Source organism: Paraburkholderia sp. JHI2823 (genome assembly GCF_038900695.1).
GTDB classification, from domain to species: Bacteria; Pseudomonadota; Gammaproteobacteria; order Burkholderiales; family Burkholderiaceae; genus Paraburkholderia; species Paraburkholderia mimosarum.
The window spans coordinates 20,457-36,328 of sequence record NZ_JAYMRY010000056.1 but is presented as its reverse complement, the minus strand read 5'-3'; the positions used below and the strand labels follow the sequence as shown (position 1 = coordinate 36,328).

Genomic DNA, 15,872 nt, shown 5'->3' with positions numbered 1-15,872 from the left:
ACAGCGCCCTCACGCGCTGGTTCAACGAGCGCACGCAGGGCACGGGACCAAACCGTCGCGCACGGCGCATCGCGATCGTCGCAGTCGCGCGGCGCCTCGCGATTGCGCTATGGCGTTATCTGAAAGACGGCGTCATTCCCGAAGGCGCGGAGCTGAAGTCTATTTAAGCCCTCAGGCTTAGCAGGAGAGAGATTCAGTTTCGTCAGTGGTATGTTGTAGAAGGCACGGTCTGAAGTGGAGATGCCCGCACCATAGCCAGGTTGCTGACACAACCGATTTTGAGATGGGGCATGTTCCCGGTAAATGATTCCGGCGTAACGCGCATGCAGGATGAGGCCGGCCACGCGCCGGCGGATAGAAGGTGGTGGGACACGGGTCTCACGAGCGCAACGATTCGGCTTCGAACGGATAAATTCCACTGGCTGCAGCATCACCTCGTTATCACTGGCAAGGCGCAGGAGGAACATGGCGAAAAGTCACCAAGTCAAGCCCTTATCGAGCTAACCTCTCGACCGACGTGTAAGTCCTTCCGCTGCATCACAGAATGAACGGTTTGTATTGCCAGTTAGCCGCGATGGTCTGAAGCCGGTTCTAGCGCTCGTGAGACTTGACGTCTCACCACCTTCTATCCGCTGGTGTGACTCCAGCCTCATCCTGCATGCGCGTTACGCCGTATTGAACTTCGGGAACATGCCCCATCTAACGAATCGGTTGCATTCAGCAACCTGGAACTTTGACGGGCATGTTCACTTCAGACTGTATTCGCTTCCTTCCGCATCACCTACTCATCATTCGCGGTACTGAACTTCGGTATCTTATGCCGCTTTCAACCGTGCTCCTTCTGGAATCACTCCGTCCTTCAGGTATCGCCATAGCGCAATCACCAGACGTCGTGCGACCGCAACGATTGCGATTCGTCGCGCGCGGCGATTGGGACCGGTGCCTGATGTTCGTTGCGAGAACCAATGCGTCAGGACGCTCCCCGTGTATTCGACGGAAACGCAAATAACTTCGCAGACAGTCGCCAATGATTCCGGCAGTCCGAGGTTGACAGCCTCCGGCGCGATCAGTCACGAATCGGCAGATGTCATCGGGCTTAATGCGCTCAAGCGCAATTGGCTCCCAACCAAACCGGGCGACGAGGAATTCACGCACGTAGCGCAGACGGTAAAGGCGCGATGCGGGAGCCAGACCCTGTACCTCCTGAAGATGCGCGTCAAAGAGCTGAAGCTCATCGTGTACGAACCTGGAAACCGGTGCTGATCTCGGCGGAATGATGCCCTCCGCGCGCAGCATGCGAAGCAGATTACGGAGCGCGCGGCGAAGGTTAGCGAGGGTGCGTGGACTTGGCTTGCAGCAGTGGCACACCGGAAGGTGCACTGTAAGAAAGCGATGCAGTACCGTCTCGTCGATGTGATCGAGCGCGATGCGCTGCGAAGTCAGCCAGCGCCCGAAGTGCGACGCGCATTGCAGGTAGTTCCCTACAGTAATTCCCGCATATCCGCGTCGGACCAGGTATTCCTCGAAAGCCCCAACGACGGGTTCGAGTGCGCCGTACCGTGCATGATTGCACGCGACGACTTCAGACACGACTTGCCTGATCATGATCGCTCTCCTGAGTGACGGCCGTGAAGCCGTCTAAGAAGAGCAGTATCTGTTATGGAAAGTCGATCGATGGTGAGGCGCTAACAGGCGTCCGGAGGAGCAGGGTGGCACGCCGTGGAACCTTCGACAAACCGTGCATAATTCCGTGGCGCCCATAAAACGTCGACTCGACCACGACGCCTGCCAGCTCTGCTCGCCACGGAGCAAGGAAAGCGAGAATCTTCGGCCACTCGTTCGGCAGACGCTTCTCGGCCAGAACCAGATCAGTTTCGTCAGTCACGGTGACCACGCTGTTGTTCGAGTGCAGGTCAATGCCGCTATAGTTCATGATCACCTCCTTCTGGTTAAAGCGGTTCTCGCGCAGTCACTTTAACCCGCCGCCCTAGCGGGCGGCGGTGGGAGGTCCGCTAGATGATTTTCAAGCGAGGTCGGACCGGGACTCGCAAAACCTGAACTCGTAGAAGAGCCTTGAGCTCGTCAGCAGAATGAGGTGCGAGTCAGCGGAATTCATAGGGGCCGCAGCGGCAGTACCGGCTGCATGAAGGCCGGATAGAGAGCTGCAGCCCATCCTGTCAGTCTGAATTCACGAAAGCTGTTGCAATCGCGACGCGTTCATATAGGAAGCTCAAGTGAACACCAATGGTTACCGTCAAGCGTCTCAGCGCTGTTTGCAGCATGTATGACAAATGTGGGCGGTTTGTAGCGAACATCACATCGAATACTTGCTACGTCACATTCAATAGTGCGGTGTAGCTCGCGTTTCCGACAGTATCACCCAATTGGCACAGAAAGTGCTCTAGCAGGCTGCTGAGTACCGCGGTAAAGTCATCGCGGAAGGCCGCTGAAGCGTTGATGGGAGACCCCACTCCACCATTAGGAGATCGTGCGCGGCGCCGACACATTCACCGAGAGCTTTTTCATGCGCAAGCTCGACGATTTCGTTCCCAGTCGCATCCGTTGCGTTCGATCCGTACGACGGCGAAACGAAGCACTGGCGAAGACGGATCGGTTGTTTGCCGGAATGTACGAGGGCGGCCGAGATCAAGGGCGGGCGACAGAGTCGTTTCAGGCAATCGCTCGTTGTCTCTCGCCAGTCGGCTGACGCGGTAGAGCCAGCCGAAGCTGCGCTCGACGATCCAGCGGCGCCACAACAGCAAGAAGCCCTTGTTCTCGCAACTTGATGACTTGGAGTTCCGACGATGGAAGAAGCGCTAGATAGCGTGCCGCTGTTTGATGACGTCGCAGGGCTTGACGACGAGATGGCACATTTTCCCGATGAGAGCCGATTCTACGGTCCCGGCACCTGCCTAGGTCCTCGGGTTAGCTGTGCAAATGCTCGCACTGGTCAACGCGATCCTGGCGGCGAAAGGCTTGATGCTCAAGAGCGGTTCGGTGGTCAATGCGACCTTGAGTCCGGCTCCGATCTTCCCGACGATGAACAACTCCGGAAAGCGCGATTGGCACTTTCGAACGCCCTGTCGCGTCCGATCGACTGAATCTTAGCTGAGGAGTAAGAGATGTTTAGCCGGACCTTGATGCGCGAGCTTGAGGAATTCGAAAATCCCCGAATAGTCGAGTTGAGTAGAGACCTATATGGAGCGAGCTTTTTTCTTATGAAGCTGCTACCAGCGCGGTTTATGCTTGAGCGCGCCGTGGAGAAGGGTTTTCTTAGATCCGGGGGCACCATTTGTGAGTCGTCTTCCGGCAGTTTTGGTCTCGCATTAGCCATGCTAGCTGCGCGGCACGGTTATAAACTTGTTTTGGTTAGCGATTGGACATTAGATCGGCATCTTCGGAGGCGCTTGGTCCAACTTGGCGTACGCCTGGATATTGTCGATAAACCCGCGCGCCCTGGCGGCCTTCAGCAGGCCTGCTTGAACCGGCTCGCCAAGCATCTAAAGGAAATGCCCGGCAGCTTTTGGCCTTCCCAATATTCAAACCAGGATAATCTTCTAGCTTACAGTAAATTCGCCGAGATACTCATTGAAAGGTTGGGGAAAATTGATTGCTTGGTCGGCACGGTCGGATCAGGAGGATCCATGTGCGGGACGACGCGCGTTCTCAGAGCCTCGTTCCCCGAACTGCACGCCATCGGTGTTGATACACCAAATTCGGTGTTGTTTGGCCAGCCTCGTGGAAAGCTCGTAAGATTCGCCGGTCTAGGAGGAGAGATTGTTCCCTCCAACGTCGATCACGGAGAATTCGATGAAATTCATTGGCTGACTCCCGTTGAGGCGTTTCACTCAACTCGCCAACTGCATACGAATCGAGGGCTATTTATGGGGCCCGCCGGCGGTGCCGCCTACAGAGTAGCCAACTGGTGGTCAAGTAAGCATCCGAGCAAAAAGGTTGTTGCCATCTTTCCAGACGAGGGTCACCGTTACGCTGAAACAGTTTACGACGACGCCTGGCTCCAGTCATTTGCTGGGTGGCCTGATGCAGTCCGTCGAGAACCCGTTCCCGTAGAGACGCCGACGGAAAGTTTGAAGGGCTGGTCGTCCTATACATGGGGAAGGCGGACCCTCGAGCAGGTCCTTTCCAGCCTTCTCGCTCCGGTATCGACAAGTTTGATCGAAACGCGGATGGAGCCTTTGACTCAACGTCTGGTCGAACCTAGTCCGAAACAACGAACAGAGACGGGAGAATCTTCGAAATGCGACCTCAGTCCAACGCTGATTGCCTTGTCCCATTCCGATATTGAACTTGTTGGCCATCTAGAATTGGACCGTGATCAGGCGCAGTTCGTGGATCCTTTGTTCGTAGTATTTTCTGAACTGCGAAATAGCTCGAATCAACATCTGGAACACCCTTTCTCAGTTGCGATCGGGAAAGAAATCGTTGGGTTTTTCGTGCTTCGTGAAAAAAACGCACTTCCCGAATGGGCGCCGTCAGATGCTATTACTTTTCACAGCCTTCGGATAGCTCGATCAAGTCAAGGGAAAGGGTACGGTAAGGCGGCACTTCATCTGGCCAAAAAATGGGTTAAGTCAAATAGACCAAGAGTCAATCGAATCATGCTTGGTGTTAACACACGAAATAGTAAGGCAAGGCAACTCTATAACCGAACGAACTTTTTTGAAACAGGTGATAGTTACTGTGGTCCGCATGGAATGCAGGATATACTTGAATGTGAAATAAACTCTGGAAACCCATAGAACGTAACAATCTGCCATCAACTGAAATGCCACGGTCAAGAGAGACAATGATCGCCTCTGTTCGGAAAAGTTTCACCGTGCAGTTCTACTCGTTGGTATCGAAGTAGTTTATCCGTGTATCAGGTTATTCTCGGTTTTCTATGGTCGTCGTGGCGATGCCGATGGGAAGGTACAAGCCTGTTGGCGGTTTTTTCAAGTGAACTTGCTTTGCGCTCCATCAAGTTCTACCGCTGCATTCTATCCTAATCTTTTCTTTGTGGTTTCATATACTGATATTTTCTGCTGCAAAACGCCGATGGTACTGAAAGAAGTGAAGCGTCGTGGTAATTTCACGATGCAGAATCAACGCTTGTCGCATAGGTCCGGGTGTGGACTTATTGAGTGGTAGTGCCAATTTATTGGGGGATGTATGGAAGCGTCAAAAAATGAATTGCTGGGCAACGCTGTGCAGGCAGACTGGTCGAATTGGCACTGGCAGATGAAGAATTCGGTGACCACGCTGGAACAACTCGCGGGGTGGATTCACGTCACGCATGCTGAGCGGGATGCGATCGAATCCGTTAGAGGCAAGTATCTTTGGCGTATCACGCCATACTATGCCTCTCTCATGGATCCAGAGGATGCGAAATGTCCTGTGCGTCTTCAATCGGTCCCATCCGCCGCGGAAATGCTGACATATCCGGGCGCCGATATCGATCCGGTCTCCGATGCATCGTATCGCAAGACGAATCGAGTTATCCACAAATATCCCGATCGCGTCGTATTCCTCGTCACGTCGATGTGCCCCGTGTATTGTCGGCATTGCACGAGAAAATACCATACGACGGACGTTGCGGGCACCTACTTTGGGGAGAGTGAGGGTGTATCGATGGAGCCGGACTTTGATTATCTTGCTTCGCATGCTGAAATTCGCGATGTACTGTTGACGGGAGGCGATCCTCTCTCATATAACGATCGGAAGCTGGAAGAGATCGTCTCGCGGCTTAGGATGATCCCTCACATTGAGATAATTCGTATTGGAAGCCGGTGTCCTGTGGTTTTGCCGATGCGAATCACAGAGGAGTTGTGCCGGATGTTGGATAAGTATCAGCCCATCTGGTTTCAGACGCATTTCAATCATCCAAAGGAGATTACCAAAGAGGCTTCTGCTGCATGCGATCGACTGTTGCGCCACGGAATACCGGTCCAAAATCAATCAGTGTTATTAAAAGGTGTAAATGATAGCGTCGAAATCATGCGGGCGCTCGTTACCGGGCTGCTGCGCATCCGCGTCAGACCATACTACCTTTACCACTGCGACAACGTCACGGGCGTGTCACACTTTATGACCCCTCTCGATAAGGGGATCGAAATAATTGACGGGCTGTTCGGACATACGACCGGCTTCGCGGTACCTGACTACATCATTACTACGGATCTTGGAAAAATACCCGTCGGCCGCAGCTACATCCGGCGATTGGACGATGGCTGTGAGATCCGAAATTATCTCGGGCAGACAGAGGTCATCCAAAACCTTTAACTGGTGCATACAGGCGTGGCTTACGGTGCAGCTTCCATTCCTCGCTGCTCGCAGTACCGAAGCCGCGAACTGCACCGCATGGGCATGTCGGCTAATACAGCCACGGATTTTGCCGATATGCTCGACCGAGACTGAAATGCGGCCGACATGCATCGCGTGGTGTTACGAAACTTGCCGTGGTTGATACGAAATCACTGGAGTGCCGCCACCGGTGCCGCGGGAAACCATACAGCTGCGCGGTACGCTTCGCCCACGCGCGTATGAGCGGCGTTTCAGGATTCAACAAGCATTCGTAAAATATCTGACAACTTCCTTTGGTGCAGCCCATGGTGCCCAACGTACAAGACGCACTCGTAGTCCGTTCAGCGGTGCTCGAAGACGCGGATTCCCTCAGCAAAGTCGCGATCGCAACCGTTCCGCTTTCATGTCCACTTGATACGACAGAAGAAGCGTTGTCCGCGTTTACAAGAAAAAACCTTCAGCCCGAACACTTTATTGAACACATGAAGGCTTCGACGCATACGCTGTTGGTTGCGGAGTGTGCCGGTCAGATTGCCGGCTTCTCGCTTCTCTGCGACGAGGACGTGCCCCATTGTGTGCCCGGCGCTAGCCCGATTGAGCTTCGCCGTATCTATGTGCAAGCGGACTATCACGGTGCTGGAGTTGGACCTGCCCTGATGGATGCGTCGATAGGGCATGCGCGGTCCATGGGAAGAGACTTCATCTGGCTGGGTGTATCTGAGTCCAACGAACGCGCACAACGGTTTTATGTGAAGAACCGGTTTGTCAAGGTCGGCGAACATTTCTTCCAAGTTGGACATGAGCAACAGTTGGACTATCTGCTCGCCAAGCGGGTTGATATGTCCACGTCGTAAGTATAGTCAAGCAATGACCAACGACGTTCCGAAGAAAACGTATTCCAAGCCACGCGGCGACATCGGACACGAACGAAAAAGATCAGCACAAAATCCTGAAGCGGGCCGCAAATTGGAGGAATCCCGGCTTCATACAACGGACCTCTGGCGGACCCGATTGCAGTCAGAGGTGGCGCCGCTCATTCGGACAGGTGTCAGGGATCGGCGTAATCGAGCCGGGGATGATCGGCGTAATGAGGCCACCTGGAATGGTCCCGAAACGCGATTTCGAAGGGGCCCAAGAATGCGCTTTTTTGCCTGATTTTGCAACTGCGTTTTCGCCGTTTTCAGGCATCGGTTTCGGCTTGCGGAAGCTCTCACCCTCAATGACGACACGGTAGGCGCCGTGCCGTGGCCGATCAGCGTGGCAGCACCGACGAGGCGGTTGTCGGGGAACGCGTCGCCCCATTCGCTGAAGTTGAGATTTAATGCATGGTCTATTTTTACGCAGAGTCTCTGTACCAGAGGTCCGTGAACGCGGCAGATCTAAGGAAGGTCTGCAAAAGTCCTGGCGTTGAAGTCTGGTTGTCCTATCCTGGAAGAGCGCGAACCAAAGGAGTTCCTCGATGACACAGCTCGGTCTTGGCTTGGATCTTTCAACGAAACGCACGCGTAAGCGGGAATTTCTCGACGAGATGAGGCGCGTTGTGCCATGGTCGAGATTGATTGCGCTGATCGAACCGCACTATCGGAAAGGTAAGGCTGGAAGGCCGCCGTTTCCGGTTGCGACGATGCTGCAGATTCACTTCATGCAGCAGTTAGGTGAGTAGCCCACGGGAATCGCACCCGCAGGCCCTCGCAGGTAGGGTCGAGAACTGGCGCGCGCACGGTAGGCCCCCGGTGGCTTCTCCCTCGCTTTCGCGTTGGGCCTCAATCCGGTTGCCATGGCCACGTTTCCAGCTCCCGCCACGTCAAACGCAGCATGCGGTTTTCCCGCACTACGCTTTCCTGGCCGCTTCACGTCAAGATTTATGGGACCTATCATGCCGGGGACGCTTTCGGGGTGGTAGCACGGCGAACCCGATAGCCGTTGAACAGCTTCAGTTCGCCATATAGCCAGTGCCTACTCCACGTCTTCCAGCCGAGGCCCCGACGATTCCGGGATCGACCCATGTGGCGTCGAATCTTCTTTTCCACCCAGTCCTTGATGAAGCTGAAGCACTCGCTGGAGTGTCCAACAGCGAAGTAATTCACCCAGCCGCGCAGCACCGGGTTGATCAGTTGCACTACCCGATCCACCGGCTGCGACTGGTATCGCCGGAACACCTCCTTGAGCTTGCGCAATAACGCCGTGCGTTTCTTCAACTTGGGCGTATAGTGCGCTCGCCACACCTGTCGCCCGATACTGCGCAGGCGTCGGAAGTCAAACCCCAGGAAGCCGAAGCTTTCCGCGCGGTCCAGATCCACGGTGCGACTCTTCTCTTCATTAACCTCGACCAGTAGTTTGGCAAATTCTTCCCGAAGGCGCCGGCTTACTGAGCTTCCCCCGAAATTTCGCCTTCCAGTAGGTCATGTGTAAACTCGACCCGAAGGAAGGAAAGAATCGATGTTCAAAATACCGAAGCAGGCGTACACCGCTGAGTTCAGGACGCTCGCGGTACAGCGAGTGAAGGACGGGCAAAGCGCGCGAGATGTTGCTCGTGAACTGGGGATTTCACACCAGTCGCTGCGCAACTGGGTCAAGTCCGATGAAGCAGGCACGCTCAATGGCCCGGGGACAAAGGCCGTCACGCCGGAGCAGATGGAGCTCTCACGCCTGCGGGCTGAGAACAAGCGTCTGCAGATGGAACTTGAAATCGCAAAAAAAGCGGCGGCGTTCTTCGCGAAGGACCTCCTGTGAAGTACGCCTGGATTGATTCGCATCGCCGGCACTACCCGCTGTCGGCGCTGTGCGGGGTCCTGTCGGTCAGTCTGAATGGCTATCGGGCGTGGAAGCGCGGCGGCACGCCCGGGCGCCAGCGCCTCACAGAGGCCCAGTTGCTCGCCCTGATCCAGTCCATCCACGCCGAGGTCAAGGGCGCCTATGGTTCGCCACGGATGACCGAGGAAATTCGCGCACGCGGCTTTCCGGCCAGCAAGGAGCGGGTTGAGCGGCTCATGCGCGAGAATGGCATCAGGGCTCGGCACAAGCGACGTTACTGGCAAATCTGCTGGTTCTCGTCGTCAACGGCCGTCGGGACCCGGACGCGCTTTGCGGGGAGGCGAGCAATGAGTGAGAAAATCATGCCGCAACATCTGGGTCGCAAGGCGATCCTGTGCGTGCGTCAGTCCTCGGCCTGGCAGGTGGCCAATAATCTGGAGAGCCAGAGGCTGCAATATGCGATGGAAGCGCATCTTCGTCAGTTAGGCTGGCAGAATATCGAGATTATCGATGAAGACTTGGGGCGGTCTGCGGCGGGCGGGGTAACGCGTAGTGGATTTGAACGTATGATGTCCGAAGTATGTCTTGGAAAAGTCGGCGCGGTATGTGCGCGGGAAGTGTCGCGGTTTGCGCGCAACAGCAGCGACTGGCAGCAACTCGTGGAGGTATGCAGGATTGTCGATACGTTACTGGTCGACCAGGAGATGATGTACGCGCCTCGCCAGAGTAATGATCAACTGCTTCTTGGTCTCAAAGGTACCCTGAATGAGTACGAGATTGATCTGCTTCGCCACCGGGCTAGCGAGGCGCGCGTGCAAAAAGCTAAACGCGGAGAACTCATATCACACTGCCCGGTTGGATTCATCAAGGGTGGTGAACAAGTGCTGGATAAGGATCCAGACCGGCGTATCCAGGATGCGATCGCACTCGTGTTCAGCAAATTCATGGAATTGGGAAGCGCTCGTCAGACATCGCTATGGTTCATAGAGCACGGACTTTCGATACCTTCCAGAACATTACGAGGTGAGATTCACTGGAGACGTGCGTCATACGCATGGATTCATCGTGTACTGACCCATCCGATGTACGCGGGCGCGTACGTCTATGGCAGAAAAGCGAGTGTGACCTGCTACGAGGACGGTGTTTCCCGACAAAGAAGCCGTCGTCGGTCACGGCCCGAGCGGGTTTCCCTGATTCCCGATTCGCACGAGGGATATGTCAGTTGGGCGGACTTCGAGCGAATCCAGCTCATGATCTCGAGTAACGTACTGGGCAGCGGCGCAGGGTCTTCGGGGGCGTCCCGAAAGGGGGCGGCATTACTAACTGGAATGTTGCGGTGTCGCCGGTGCGGCCGTATGCTGCGAGTGTTCTATAAAGGAGAAAAAGGTGAGTTCGTACGCTACGCCTGTACCGTGCCATCAATGGATACCCGTGAGGCTCGTTGCATCGCATTCAGCGGCGCTTCTGTTGACGGCCCTGTTGCCGCGCAGATCCTGCGTGTTGTGCGACCTGCTGGCATAGCCGCCGCCGTGTCAGCCTACGAACAACAAACTGCGCAGAACCAGGAGGTCGTCGCTGCGCTGAGACGGGATCTGGAGGCGGCTCAATACCAGGTACGGCGCGCTCAACTGCAATATGACTCGGCCGATCCATTAAACCGGCTGGTTGCTGACGAACTCGAACGGCGGTGGAATCGTGCTTTACAGGAAGTGCAAGCCATCGAACTGAGAATTGCCGAGGAAACGGCAGACAGTTCGGGACCGGTATCCGCGTCAGTGCAGGAATTCGAGTCCCTCGCCGCCGATCTGGAAGCGGTATGGAACGATCCTGCCGCCGATGAAGGCGTTAAGAAGCGGATCGTGCGAGCACTGATTCAGGAAATCGTCGTTGACGTGGACGCTGATACAAGCGAGGTTGTGCTCGTCATCCACTGGAAGGGAGGCGTGCATACGTCACTACGTTTGCCACGACGCCGCAAAGGGCAGCACTCGCTTCAGAACAACAGGGAGACGGTCGAAGCTGTACGGATTCTGGCGCGAATCTGCAATGACAACATGATTGCCGGCGTCTTCAATCGCGAGGGTATGCGGACTGTGCACGGGAATTTCTGGTCGCGGTCGCTGATCACCTCCCTCAGACACCACCATGATATCCCGTGCTATAACCCTCAGCGACGCGAGTCTGAGGGATGGATGAACCTCTCTCAGGCCGCAGCCCGCCTGGGTATCACCAATCGGACATTGCGGCTCGCTATTGAGCGGGGAGAAGTCAAGGCCGAGCGGCCGATTGCGTGCGGCCCCTGGATCCTGAACAGGACGGATCTCGAGAGCGAGGCGGTTGCACGCTTTGCGGAAAATGTCCGTTCGGGCAACAGAAAATCCCCCACGGTACCGTCACCTCTACAGGCATCTCTAGATTTATCAACCACATAGCCAAATGGTGCATCATGAAGCATGCTTCTGGCTGATGACGAAGCGCCTTGAAGCAAGCCGTTTTATCTGGCCCGACAGGAAGACCGAAGTCGTGGCATTGACGTCGGCGTCGCTGCACGCGCTGCTCGATGGAGATGACATCACCGCGATCCGCCGACATCCACGGGAGGAATATTTGCGCGTGAGCTGAACATGGGCGGGCATGCATGGGCTAATCCGGCATGCCCGCTCAGATCACGATCTCCGCCGACGAGCTCAATGCGTTACTCGCGATGCGCGAGGCATATGCCACCCTTGAGCGAGAGCACGAGGAAACCCGCAGCATGTTGCGTCTGGTGAGCGCGGAGCGCGACCTGGCCGAGGAACGGCTGCGTGCCTACCGGCGTGAGCTGTTTGGCGCAAAGAGCGAAGCACGGGATTCGGAACAGTTCGGGCTCTTCAACGAAGCTGAGGCGCTTGGCGCGAATGCGGCACCCGCCCAGGAAGATACGCCCGAAACGAAGGTCGGTGCGCATACACGCAAAAAGCGCGGCCACCGCAAGCCGCTTGACCCCAGTCTGCCTCGCGAGATCCGGCGGCACGAGCTTCCGGAAGCCGAGCGTTTCTGCAGCAACGACGGCCATGCGCTGGTCGAGTTCGGCGTGGAAATCAGCGAACAACTCGACGTGATTCCCGAGCAGTTGCGCGTGATCCAGAACCAGCGCGTCAAGTATGCCTGCCCGTGCTGTGATCTGGGCATCAAGGTCACGCCGGCGCCGTCGCGCATCATCCCACGAGGACTACTGACCGAATCAGCGCTTGCCTGGATCGCGGCGGGAAAATTCCAGTTCGGCATGCCGTTGTATCGCCAGGCTGGTCTGCTTCGCCGCTTCGGAGGCGATATCTCCTCGAACACGATCGCTGCCAGCATGGTCAAGGTCGGCCTCGCAACGCAGCCCGTGATCAACCTGATGCGCGACGCGCTGCTTGAGGCAGCAGTGATCCTCACCGACGAGACGACCTTCCAGGTGCTCAAGGAGAAAGGGCGCAAGCCACAGACGAAGAGTTACCTGTGGTGTCAGATGACAGGCACGGGAATCCCGATCTGTTGCTATGCCTATACGCCGGGTCGTGGGGCAAAGCTGGCCGACAAGCTGTTCGCCGGCGTGCAGGAAGGCGCTGCGCTGATGACCGATGGCTACGAGGCCTATAACGGTATCGCCGAGCGGTACAAGCTCGTGCACCTTGGTTGCCTCGTTCACGCGAGACGTTACTTCGTCAAGGCAGAGGAAAATGTCCCAAGGCAGCACGGACGCCAGATCTGCTCGCAACACGCTTCATCAAACTGTTTGGGAAGTTGTTTGCCGCCGAGGCACGCAGTAAAACGTGGAATGCAAGGCGGCGTCAGCGCCTGCGGCAACGCTATAGCGCCCGCGTATTCCAGGTCATCAAGGATCTCATGATCGAGCAGTCTCTGGGAGTGCTGTCCCAGAGCCTGCTCGGCAGGGCACTGACCTATCTACGTGAGCAGTGGCCGAAGCTTGTGCGTTACCTCGAGAACGGCGACTGGCCGGCATCGAACAATTTCTGTGAAAATTCCATTCGCCCGTTTGTCGTTGCGCGCAAGGGCTTCCTGTTCGCAGATACGGTTGCCGGCGCACACGCCAGCGCAAATCTCTTTAGTCTCATTGAAACATGCAAGGCCAATGGTGTCGATCGATATCGTTACCTGACCTGGCTGTTCGAGCGCCTGCCTCTGGCAAAGACCGCCGACGACTACGAGGCGCTCGTGCCTTGGCGGATGCCGTCCCCCCGGAACTGATTCGCAGCATACCCACTCCACGAATCAACGCGCCTGCCCACTACTCAGAGGGACGGCGATAATGGATCGCTTACGAAGTACCGAACACAGTCTCCCGCTGGCAAACGGAGGTGTCGTTCATGGGTGGGGTAGGGAAAATACTACCGCTGCGCTTAACCCGAAATCATTATAATGATTCGCATAGATCGATTTTCGACTGCGGTGTCGTCAGGCGAAGCCGTAACCCGCGGGTCGGGGCAAATGTTGGCTTAACGAAACAATGGACGAACTTGTTATGAACCGAATCTCGTCGGGAACAGTGGCAGAAAGCGTTCACGCGCACGCATTCCTCGATAGCGAGTATGGCCGTCTCACGGACGTGCTCCTATGCGATGCAATGTACTACGATTGGGCACGCTCAAATACGATGGTTATTGGCGCGCTGGACGCAGGGAAGACCGCAGATGTTGCCGCCGCGATGAGCCAGCATCGGGAGTTGCGCGCTGCCCTCACCGAAGCTGGTGTCACCTGCCATCTTCTTGAGCAGGACCCGCACTTGTTCTATCAGACATACACGCGAGACAGCAGCGTGATGACGCCCTTTGGCGTGCTTCTGTGCCAGATGGCTAGACCGGAGCGACGGGCAGAGTGGGGGCCGATCGTCGATTTCTGTGCCTCGTCTGATATTCCAGTGTGGAAAAGGGTGACCGCTGGAAGTCTCGAAGGTGGAGATGTGCAGATCCTGTCGCCGGGTCAGGTACTCATCGGCGTGAACGAGGTACGAACAACGTACGCCGGTGCCCAACAGGTTGCAGCGTGGTTTGCGGAAGCGGGCTGGCAAACTCGTTTTATCAAGGTTCCTGCGTACTTTCTGCACCTCGACGTTCTGTTCAGTGTTGTCAACGACAAGGTAGCACTGTGCGCCACAGATATTCTCGAACCCGACGACGTCGCGTGGCTGCGAGAACGGTATGAGCTGATCGAGGTCGGCTACCGCGAGGTGATGAGCATGGGTGCCAATGCCGTCGCTCTTGGCGACGATCGGGTGCTTTCCTCAAAACAAAATCCTCGGATCAATGCTGCCTTGCGGGCACAAGGTTTTCACGTGTTCGACCCTGAGCTAGAGCAATTCGTCATCGAGGGCGGCGCCGCGCATTGCCTGACCATGCCGCTTCGCCGGAAACTTGTCGGGGGGGCGAAATGAGCAAAGTCGAATTTAAGGGCGGTACGACGATTGCCGCGCCAAAGTTGCCGAAAGTGCAGTACGGCCGAGGCGTATATGTCTTCGACACCACCGGGAAGCAATATATCGACGGCTCGTCCGGACCGGCAGTCTACAGTCTTGGGCACGGGAACGAAGAGGTCAACGAGGCCGTCGCTGCGCAACTGAGACAGATCGCCCATGGCTACCGGTATCTGTTTACCAGCGACCCTCTGGAAGAGCTTTCCGATCTTGTCCGGGAGGCGTGTGGACCGGACTTTACGTCGATGGTCTTTGTATCCGGAGGGTCGGAGGCGGTCGAGTCGGCATTGAAGCTCGCCTTGCAGTATCACAGCGCGCTTGGCAACTCTAGCCGTCGACGCTTTATCTCACGCCAGCGGTCATGGCATGGGAACACGCTTGGCGCCCTTTCCATATCCGGCTTTCTCGAACGCAGGGCACCCTTCGAGGGCGCTCTCATTCCCGCGTCGTTGATCAGTCCGGCCAACGAGTACCGGCCCCTCAATGACGTGCCTGCGGATGAACTGGGCAGGGCCTGCGCCGACGAACTGGAACAGGAGATCTTGCGCATTGGCGCCGACAATGTCGCCGCGTTTGTATTCGAGCCCGTGGTCGGCGCTGCAGGTGGCGTTGTTCCTGCGCCGAAGGGTTATGCCAAGGCCGTCAGGGAAGTTTGCGACCGTCACGGGGTGCTGATGATCGCAGACGAGGTGATGTGTGGCTCCGGCCGATGCGGAACGTGGCGAGCGCTGGAATTCGATGACGTGGTCCCCGACATCATGCCGATCGCGAAGGGACTGGGTGGAGGCTATATTCCACTGGGGGCGACCGTCTATACGAAGAAGGTGGCAGAAGTGATCAACGGCGCGTACGGCGGCCCGATGACGGGGCACACCTTCACTGGCCATACGGCCGCGTGCGCTGCTGGCGTCGCTGTCCAGAAGATTATCAAGCGGGATCGTCTGATGGAACGCGTACAGACCGCCGGGCAGCGGTTCGGCGAAATGCTCAGGGCAGAGTTGGCGGGCATCGGAGCTGTCGGCGATATCCGCGGCCGCGGCTTTTTCTGGGGCGTTGAATTTGTGGAAGACCTAGAGCGCAAGACACCGTTCGCCGCCGAAAAGCAACTCTATCTCAAGATCAGGCAAAGGTCGCTCGCGAACGGACTAATCTGCTACCCGTCTGGCGGCAATGTCGACGGAGTATTGGGTGACACGGTCATCCTTGCGCCGCCCTATATTGCTACGGATGACGAACTTGCTGAGATCGTCGAAAAATTTGCAAGGTCGTCCCGTGAGGCTCTTTCCGAGCTAGGAAGGTGAGGTCTGGACACGACCCGCGAAACCGGAAATCACGCGCATCAGCCCCTGACTGAATTCAACCA

Annotated in this window: 10 protein-coding genes and 8 pseudogenes; 14 read left to right on the top strand and 4 right to left on the bottom strand. The window is 56.5% G+C overall.

Annotation, left to right across the window (positions count from 1 at the left end):
- Nucleotides 1-167: pseudogene (locus VSR34_RS34440) on the top strand (IS110 family transposase); the annotation flags it as partial.
- A 648-nt stretch (nucleotides 168-815) separates the two neighbouring features.
- On the opposite strand, the pseudogene VSR34_RS34435 reads toward VSR34_RS34440, so the two are convergent.
- Nucleotides 816-926: pseudogene (locus VSR34_RS34435) on the bottom strand (IS110 family transposase); the annotation flags it as partial.
- A 58-nt stretch (nucleotides 927-984) separates the two neighbouring features.
- Between VSR34_RS34435 and VSR34_RS34430 the strand changes: the two are divergent.
- Nucleotides 985-1,263: a hypothetical protein gene (locus VSR34_RS34430; RefSeq protein ID WP_342964773.1), complete on the top strand. Its 279-nt coding sequence runs from the start codon at nucleotides 985-987 to the stop codon at nucleotides 1,261-1,263.
- Between the two features lie 394 nt (nucleotides 1,264-1,657).
- Here the strand turns inward: VSR34_RS34430 and VSR34_RS34425 are convergent, their stop codons facing one another.
- Nucleotides 1,658-1,933: a hypothetical protein gene (locus tag VSR34_RS34425; RefSeq protein WP_342964770.1), complete on the bottom strand. Its 276-nt coding sequence runs from the start codon at nucleotides 1,931-1,933 to the stop codon at nucleotides 1,658-1,660.
- A gap of 555 nt (nucleotides 1,934-2,488) precedes the next feature.
- Between VSR34_RS34425 and VSR34_RS34420 the strand changes: the two are divergent.
- A pseudogene (locus VSR34_RS34420) lies at nucleotides 2,489-2,635 on the top strand (IS5/IS1182 family transposase); the annotation flags it as partial.
- A 40-nt stretch (nucleotides 2,636-2,675) separates the two neighbouring features.
- On the opposite strand, the pseudogene VSR34_RS34415 reads toward VSR34_RS34420, so the two are convergent.
- Nucleotides 2,676-2,771, bottom strand: a pseudogene (locus tag VSR34_RS34415) (IS5/IS1182 family transposase); the annotation flags it as partial.
- A gap of 119 nt (nucleotides 2,772-2,890) precedes the next feature.
- Between VSR34_RS34415 and VSR34_RS34410 the strand changes: the two are divergent.
- The 5 genes and pseudogenes from VSR34_RS34410 to VSR34_RS34390 form a co-directional block, all read left to right on the top strand.
- A pseudogene (locus VSR34_RS34410) lies at nucleotides 2,891-3,063 on the top strand (IS5/IS1182 family transposase); the annotation flags it as partial.
- Nucleotides 3,064-3,122: 59 nt separating this feature from the next.
- On the top strand, nucleotides 3,123-4,760 hold the full coding sequence (locus tag VSR34_RS34405) for a pyridoxal-phosphate dependent enzyme (protein WP_342964769.1): 1,638 nt from the start codon (nucleotides 3,123-3,125) through the stop codon (nucleotides 4,758-4,760).
- A 409-nt stretch (nucleotides 4,761-5,169) separates the two neighbouring features.
- A complete protein-coding gene (gene blsG / locus VSR34_RS34400; RefSeq protein ID WP_342964768.1) occupies nucleotides 5,170-6,279 on the top strand; it encodes an arginine 2,3-aminomutase in 1,110 nt (369 codons plus the stop codon).
- Between the two features lie 326 nt (nucleotides 6,280-6,605).
- Nucleotides 6,606-7,154: an N-acetyltransferase gene (locus tag VSR34_RS34395; RefSeq protein ID WP_342964767.1), complete on the top strand. Its 549-nt coding sequence runs from the start codon at nucleotides 6,606-6,608 to the stop codon at nucleotides 7,152-7,154.
- Between the two features lie 605 nt (nucleotides 7,155-7,759).
- Nucleotides 7,760-7,948, top strand: a pseudogene (locus VSR34_RS34390) (IS5/IS1182 family transposase); the annotation flags it as partial.
- 226 nt (nucleotides 7,949-8,174) lie between these two features.
- Here VSR34_RS34390 and VSR34_RS34385 read toward each other — a convergent pair.
- Nucleotides 8,175-8,600 (bottom strand): group II intron maturase-specific domain-containing protein, encoded by a 426-nt coding sequence (locus VSR34_RS34385; protein ID WP_342964766.1) that lies wholly within the window; start codon nucleotides 8,598-8,600, stop codon nucleotides 8,175-8,177.
- 139 nt (nucleotides 8,601-8,739) lie between these two features.
- Between VSR34_RS34385 and VSR34_RS34380 the strand changes: the two are divergent.
- The 6 genes and pseudogenes from VSR34_RS34380 to VSR34_RS34355 all read left to right on the top strand — a co-directional run.
- Nucleotides 8,740-9,332 (top strand): annotated as a pseudogene (locus VSR34_RS34380) (IS3 family transposase); the annotation flags it as partial.
- A gap of 69 nt (nucleotides 9,333-9,401) precedes the next feature.
- Nucleotides 9,402-11,486, top strand: a complete 2,085-nt coding sequence (locus VSR34_RS34375; RefSeq protein ID WP_342964772.1) for a recombinase family protein — start codon at nucleotides 9,402-9,404, stop codon at nucleotides 11,484-11,486.
- Between the two features lie 4 nt (nucleotides 11,487-11,490).
- Nucleotides 11,491-11,676: an IS66 family insertion sequence element accessory protein TnpB gene (gene tnpB, locus VSR34_RS34370; protein ID WP_342964765.1), complete on the top strand. Its 186-nt coding sequence runs from the start codon at nucleotides 11,491-11,493 to the stop codon at nucleotides 11,674-11,676.
- Nucleotides 11,677-11,707: 31 nt separating this feature from the next.
- A pseudogene (locus VSR34_RS34365) lies at nucleotides 11,708-13,287 on the top strand (IS66 family transposase).
- A 274-nt stretch (nucleotides 13,288-13,561) separates the two neighbouring features.
- A complete protein-coding gene (locus VSR34_RS34360) occupies nucleotides 13,562-14,470 on the top strand; it encodes an arginine deiminase family protein (RefSeq protein ID WP_342964764.1) in 909 nt (302 codons plus the stop codon).
- A complete protein-coding gene (locus VSR34_RS34355; RefSeq protein WP_342964763.1) occupies nucleotides 14,467-15,810 on the top strand; it encodes an aspartate aminotransferase family protein in 1,344 nt (447 codons plus the stop codon). The genes VSR34_RS34360 and VSR34_RS34355 overlap by 4 nt, the downstream gene beginning before the upstream one ends.
- The last annotated feature ends 62 nt before the right edge of the window (nucleotides 15,811-15,872 follow it).

Excerpts from the sequence above, each read along its gene's own strand:
- VSR34_RS34405 (WP_342964769.1), top strand. The coding sequence starts at position 3,123 with ATGTTTAGCCGGACCTTGATGCGCGAGCTTGAGGAATTCGAAAATCCC.
- VSR34_RS34425 (WP_342964770.1), bottom strand. The coding sequence starts at position 1,933 with ATGAACTATAGCGGCATTGACCTGCACTCGAACAACAGCGTGGTCACC.
- VSR34_RS34395 (WP_342964767.1), top strand. The coding sequence starts at position 6,606 with ATGGTGCCCAACGTACAAGACGCACTCGTAGTCCGTTCAGCGGTGCTC.
- VSR34_RS34375 (WP_342964772.1), top strand. The coding sequence starts at position 9,402 with ATGAGTGAGAAAATCATGCCGCAACATCTGGGTCGCAAGGCGATCCTG.
- VSR34_RS34360 (WP_342964764.1), top strand. The coding sequence starts at position 13,562 with ATGAACCGAATCTCGTCGGGAACAGTGGCAGAAAGCGTTCACGCGCAC.
- blsG (WP_342964768.1), top strand. The coding sequence starts at position 5,170 with ATGGAAGCGTCAAAAAATGAATTGCTGGGCAACGCTGTGCAGGCAGAC.
- tnpB (WP_342964765.1), top strand. The coding sequence starts at position 11,491 with ATGGTGCATCATGAAGCATGCTTCTGGCTGATGACGAAGCGCCTTGAA.
- VSR34_RS34355 (WP_342964763.1), top strand. The coding sequence starts at position 14,467 with ATGAGCAAAGTCGAATTTAAGGGCGGTACGACGATTGCCGCGCCAAAG.